At 43.5% G+C, this 5455-nt stretch carries 6 protein-coding genes; all 6 read left to right on the top strand.

Translation table 11 applies throughout. The features are described 5' to 3' along the window. On the top strand, window positions 1-855 hold an 855-nt coding region (locus PHR02_RS10635), incomplete at its 5' end, for an NAD-binding protein (RefSeq protein ID WP_299991968.1). Between the two features lie 51 nt (window positions 856-906). Continuing rightward, window positions 907-1350 carry a 3-hydroxyacyl-ACP dehydratase FabZ gene (gene fabZ, locus PHR02_RS10630; protein ID WP_299991966.1) on the top strand — a complete coding sequence of 148 codons (444 nt, stop codon included), beginning with the start codon at window positions 907-909 and terminating at the stop codon, window positions 1348-1350. Window positions 1351-1360: 10 nt separating this feature from the next. Beyond that, on the top strand, window positions 1361-2146 hold the full coding sequence (lpxA, locus tag PHR02_RS10625; RefSeq protein WP_299991964.1) for an acyl-ACP--UDP-N-acetylglucosamine O-acyltransferase: 786 nt from the start codon (window positions 1361-1363) through the stop codon (window positions 2144-2146). After that, complete coding sequence (gene clpX / locus PHR02_RS10620) at window positions 2143-3375, top strand: ATP-dependent Clp protease ATP-binding subunit ClpX (protein ID WP_299991963.1); 1233 nt, start codon at window positions 2143-2145, stop codon at window positions 3373-3375. The genes lpxA and clpX overlap by 4 nt, the downstream gene beginning before the upstream one ends. Before the next feature lie 8 nt (window positions 3376-3383). Beyond that, complete coding sequence (locus tag PHR02_RS10615; RefSeq protein ID WP_299991961.1) at window positions 3384-4421, top strand: rod shape-determining protein; 1038 nt, start codon at window positions 3384-3386, stop codon at window positions 4419-4421. After that, window positions 4414-5175, top strand: coding sequence for a rod shape-determining protein MreC (mreC, locus tag PHR02_RS10610; RefSeq protein ID WP_299991959.1), 762 nt, complete (start codon window positions 4414-4416; stop codon window positions 5173-5175). The genes PHR02_RS10615 and mreC overlap by 8 nt, the downstream gene beginning before the upstream one ends. Window positions 5176-5455 lie beyond the last annotated feature (280 nt).

The following is a 5455-nucleotide window of genomic DNA, read 5'->3' as shown; positions in this document are numbered from 1 at the left end:
GAATCCGATATTGCGACCTATAAAGACCTCCTATTGGGAGCGTTTTTCTTTGGAGTCGGAACAAAAATCGATATGCTCTATTTCGCTGAAAACATCCACATAATCACATTTGTTTTCATCTTTGCGATGCTCTTTAAGGCGGTGATTATTTACGTCATTATCCGCCGTAATTCAGATAAAAATACCTCCGCAAAAACAGCGCTTTCACTCGCACAGATCGGAGAATTCTCTTTTGCTATTTTTGCCCTCGCCGGATCTCAAAAATTGATTAGCGAGGAGATGGCGAGCTTTTTGATTTTGGTGAGTGTTATCTCGATGATCCTCACCCCGTTTATCATAGGAAACATTTATAAACTCTCATCGTATTTTGAAAAAGAGTTCTACGAATCCGACGTCATCACCCCGATTGAGAGGCAAGATCATATCATTGTTGCAGGGTTTGGGGTACTGGGGAAAATCGTCGCATCCAATCTGCACGCACAAGGTGCCAACTTTATTATTATCTCAGATAATCTAAAGCATGTTCTCCATGCGCGCAAATTGAACTATATGGCGTACTTCGGCCACCTTGATAAACTCCCCGTTTTGGAGTCATTAATGGTGAAAGAGGCTAAAGCAATCATCATCACCATGATCAGCGAACAAAAACGTCGTCTCATCAGTGAAGCGGTTCTCCGTTATGATCCAAAAGCCAAAATAATTCTAAAAATAGATAGCGTTGAAGAGCGCAAAAGTTTGCGTGATTTATCTGAAATTGAATTGGTCGATGCCAGTTTTGAAATAGCCGATTTACTGGTAAACCGTGCACTCAAACATGGCGGACAAAACGATTCAAACCTTATTATCAAAAATTAACCGTTTTTACGGTAAAATTGGGCGATTTTTTACCCAAGGTGTATTGCAAATATGATAGATGTTGTTCAAATTCAAAAAATTTTACCCCACCGTTTCCCTTTTCTCCTCGTCGATCGAGTAACGAACATTACCCCAAATGAGTCACTCATCGGTTACAAAAACGTCACTATCGGTGAACAAATTTTCGAAGGCCATTTTCCAGGTCATCCGATCTATCCCGGTGTTATGATATTAGAGGGGATGGCCCAAGCCGGCGGAATCCTCGCATTTCAGAGTATGGATATGACTGAAGAGCAAGCAGCACACAAGGTGGTCTATTTCATGAGTATTGACGGTGCAAAATTCCGTGCCCCTGTCCGTCCGGGTGATCGCTTAGAGTACCGCATGAATGTTATCAAACACAAGGGTGCGATTTGGGTGTTAGAGGGTAAAGCGTATGTCGACGATGTCCTCGTCTCCGAAGCTGAACTTAAAGCCATGATCGTCGACAAGTAAGCGAGAGAGAATGAGCAACTTATCTCCATTAGCAGTTATCGAAGAGGGTGCTATTATCGGCGAAGAGGTCGAAATCGGTCCGTTTTGCTTTATCTCCTCTAAAGCAAAAATCGGGCGCGGAACAAAAATTGCCGCCAGTGCTTGCGTTTACGGAAATACGACTATCGGCGAGTATAATGATATTTTTTCACATGCCGTTTTAGGTTCTATTCCACAAGATTTGAAATACAACGGAGAAGAAGTTGAGCTTATCATCGGTGATTACAACAAAATCCGTGAATTTACCCTCTTTAATCCGGGGACTGCAGGGGGCGGTGGAAAAACCGTTGTCGGCAATCATAACCTTTTTATGGGGTACGTCCATTTAGGACACGACGTTATTATCGGAGATCATTGTATCCTTGCCAACGCCGCCACCCTAGCCGGCCATGTCGAGATGGGAAATTATGCCGTTATCGGCGGAATGACACCAATTCATCAGTTTGTAAAGATCGGTGATTATGCTATGATCGCAGGGGCATCAGCTCTCTCTCAAGACGTACCACCGTATTGTCTTGCTGAGGGGAATCGTGCCGTATTACGCGGATTAAACCTCAACGGTTTACGCCGTCATGTTGAACGCAGTGATATTGATGCCCTTAGAACAACTTATCGCGAGCTTTTCGAATCAGGAAAACCGCTCCAAGAGCAGGCAGCCGCTTTGCTTGAGAGTGCAACAAGCGAATACGTTAAAAATCTTTGCACCTTTATCGTTAATACCAAACGGGGTATCCCCTATGAAAGGAATCAATCATGATTCACCGCCATTGCAGTTTCTGTGACGCTCAAGAGAGCGATCATAACCCGCTTATCGCCGGAAACAATGTTTATATTTGCAAAAACTGTGTTTTCTCCGCCTACAAAATTATGTTCGGTGATTCGGAGGGTGAGAGTGCAACCGCACATGAGCACAAAGCGACTGAACTTTTAACCCCTAAAGAGCTTAATACCTTTTTGGGACAATACATCATCGGACAACAACGGGCGCGTAAACTGCTCTCTGTAGCTGTTTATAATCATTACAAACGTATTTTTAAACACACCCATGTCGAAGATGAAACCGAAATTGCCAAATCAAACGTTTTGCTCATTGGACCGACTGGAAGCGGTAAAACACTCATGGCACAAACCATTGCACGCGTCCTCAATGTCCCTATTGCCATCGCCGATGCAACCAGCCTCACTGAAGCGGGATACGTCGGAGAAGATGTTGAAAACATCCTCACAAAACTCCTCCAAGCGGCGGATGGTGATGTAGAACGTGCACAGCAGGGAATCGTCTTTATCGATGAGATTGATAAAATCTCCCGTATGTCTGAAAATCGTTCTATTACCCGAGACGTATCAGGTGAAGGGGTACAACAAGCACTTCTCAAAATTATAGAAGGTGCGGTCGTCAACATTCCTCCCAAAGGGGGACGTAAACACCCTAACCAAGACTTTATCCAAATCGATACTTCAGGTATCCTCTTTATCTGCGGCGGTGCATTTGATGGTCTTGGGCAGATTCTAGAGCGTAAAAAAGGGAAAAATGTTATGGGATTCGGTCAGGACAAACGCAGTACCACCGACATCGATGATAGTTTTGAAAACGTCGAACCGGATGATTTGGTCAGTTACGGCCTTATTCCTGAGCTTATAGGACGTTTGCCGATTATCGCATCCCTCAACAAAATTACCGAAGAAGAGATGGTTCGTATCTTGACAGAACCGAAAAATTCTTTGGTGAAACAATACACAAAACTCTTTGCCATCGATGATGTTGAGCTCTCTTTTGATCAAGAAGCGCTAAGCGCTATCGCCGCCAAAGCATTAGCACGTAAAACCGGCGCTCGCGGTCTTCGTGCTATTATGGAAGAGACTATGGGAGATACAATGTATGAGCTTCCTGAATACAGCGGTTACGAAGTACTTATTACCAAAGAGGTCGTAGAAGAGAGTATTGCTCCTGTCTACATTAAAAAATCAACTCAAAAAAGTGCATAGGAGAGTCAATGCTATTTAATAAACTTATCGGAATGTTCTCGAACGATCTCTCTATCGATTTAGGAACGGCAAATACCATCGTGATTGCCAAAGGGAGAGGAATTATTATCAATGAACCTTCGGTAGTTGCCGTCAAAATGGAAAAATACGGTCAACAACGCGTTCTTGCCGTAGGGCGTGAAGCCAAAGAGATGGTAGGCAAAACTCCAGGAAACATCAAAGCAATTCGTCCTATGCGTGACGGCGTTATCGCAGACTTTGATATGACTGAAAAAATGATTCGCAAATACATCGAAAAAGCTCACGGGCGAAGTACCCTCATCAGTCCGCGTATCATCATCTGTATCCCTTATGGATTGACACAGGTTGAACGTAAAGCGGTTCGTGAGTCGGCAATGAGCGCCGGTGCTCGTGAAGTTTATCTCATTGATGAACCGATGGCAGCAGCTATCGGAGCAGGTATCGATATTCGCGAACCAAAAGGAAATATTATTGTTGATATCGGAGGTGGAACCACTGAAATCGGTGTTGTTTCCTTGGGTGGTTTAGTACTTTGCCGCTCAATCCGTGTTGCGGGGGATAAGATTGATCGTTCCATTATGGACTATGTCAAACGCAAATACAATCTTTTAATCGGAGAACGCATAGCTGAAGATATCAAAATCAATATCGGTACCGCTATGCCACTGGCTCAAGAGCTTAAGATGATTATCAACGGGCGTGACCAAGTAGAAGGGCTATTAACTTCTATCGAGCTCTCAAGCGAAGATGCACGTGAAGCAATGCGTGATCCTCTCAAAGAGATTCTTGAAGCGATTCGTGATGTTTTAGAGAACATGCCTCCAGATCTTGCAGGCGATATCGTTAACAACGGTGTTATCCTCACCGGCGGCGGAGCACTTATCCGTCAGCTCGATAAATACATCTCAGAAATTATCAAAATTCCGGTTTATGTTGCTGATGAGCCACTTTTGTGTGTTGCTCGCGGAACTGGACGTGCACTTGAAGAGATCGATCAACTCCACGAACTTTTCGATAATGAATAAACAATCGCTAGGTTTTGCTGTAGCACTCGCCATTTTGGTGGGTGGAGCGCTCTATTTTACCAATCTGCTCCAATCGCCCATTATTCATCTCAATCTTGCACTAAAAACTTCTTATCACAATATGCTAGAATCGATTCAGCATTCAATAGATGAGCATTTCAATCAACAAGCAACGATTCAAGATTTGCAACGAAAAAATCACTTTTATGAAAAAGAGCTATTAAGTCTTCATCAAATCGCCGATGAATACCAAAAATTACTCCAAGAACATAACAGCAGTTTCACAACCACCCCACAAACTACACTTGTTCGAACTCTCTCTTACGTACGTTTCGGTGATCCGCATCGGGTATGGATTGAAATGGATAAATTTGATCCTAAAAAAGTGTACGGTCTTTTGTATCGCGGTTATGCCGCCGGAATCGTAGTAGGAAATAACAAACGCCCTATTGCGCTCCTCAACGGAGATGTCAAAAGTTCTTACGCCGTTAATGTCGGAAGTTCTATGGCACCGGGGATTGTACGCGGTAATAACGGACGACGTTTGATCGTTGAATTTATCCCAACGTGGATCCCTATCTCAGTAGGAGATGAAGTCCTCACTTCTGGCTTGGATCGTATCTTTATGGCAGGACTAAAGGTGGGAAAAGTCGTCTCTATCACTAAAGCCAGCGGTTATCAAAGTGCCGTCATCGAACCTTACTTTTACGGTAAAAATCCTGCCTATTTTCATGTTATTACACAAGTGAGATAGTTCATCTATATTTGAACGATAAAGGAATAACATTCCTTTATCTACGCTAGCCGCTATGGCACATGTAGCGAAGCGGAAAGTCTAACGTAGTGCAGACAAACGCTTGCCTCTTCGAGGCAGAATTTTTTTGATTCAACACCTCTGCTTAGCACTTGTAATCGGATTTTAAGTGCTTCTCGTCTATAATAATAAAATTTTTATGACGAGGGGTCTCAATGCCAAAACGCGACGACATCAAAACGATATTACTCATCGGATCAGGCCCGATCGTCATCGGTCA

This window comes from Sulfuricurvum sp. (assembly GCF_028688295.1).
Lineage (GTDB): Bacteria > Campylobacterota > Campylobacteria > Campylobacterales > Sulfurimonadaceae > Sulfuricurvum.
The sequence above is the reverse complement of the archived record's forward strand: the minus strand, read 5'-3'. Positions and strand labels throughout refer to the sequence as shown.